The following is a 636-nucleotide window of genomic DNA, read 5'->3' on the forward strand; positions in this document are numbered from 1 at the left end:
AACGGAGGGCCAAGGATGGCCAACAAGTGACCGAAGCCCAAAGAGATTGCCTCGAAGTTATGGCAGGTTGAAGTTCTGATGGGGCAAGGCATGTCCCGTTTTGATACGATCAGGCAGGTTGGCGTTGTCGAACAAACCTGTTTTTGCGGGCGAAAGAAGTACGGCGGAATGGGCGTGGACCAGTTGAAAAAACTGAAGCGGCTTCAAAAGGAGAACGAGAGACCGCGACGTGCGGTTTCAGATCTGACGTCAGACAAACTGATCCTGACGGAAGCTACACAGGATGAAGGCCGAAAAGAAAATCATCCAGTGGTTGATTTTCAGGCCTGAATGTGCGGACCTACTTGGCCCCGCTCGTCGTCGTGTTTGTATCAACCATGTACGCAACAAGCTGAACGTTTCCGAGAGACGCGCCTGCCGCGTGCGGGGACAAAACCGGTCCACGCAACGGAACGTCCCACAAGGTCGCGCAGGCGAAGACCGACCGGTGGCCGCCCTGATCGAGCTGGCCCGTCAATACGGCCGATACGGCTGTCGAAGGATCGCTGCGCTGCCGAGAGGGGCTGAAAGTGCAATGAAACAACCGAGGAAAGGTCGGCGTTCGCAGGCTCACCTAAATGACGGATCGTGTATCCG

At 56.0% G+C, this 636-nt stretch carries 1 pseudogene; it reads left to right on the forward strand.

Annotated elements, in window-relative coordinates:
• Positions 1-45: 45 nt before the first annotated feature.
• Positions 46-636: pseudogene (locus tag ACR1XY_RS24780) on the forward strand (transposase family protein); the annotation flags it as partial.

This window comes from Ruegeria sp. AD11(2025), assembly GCF_056542405.1.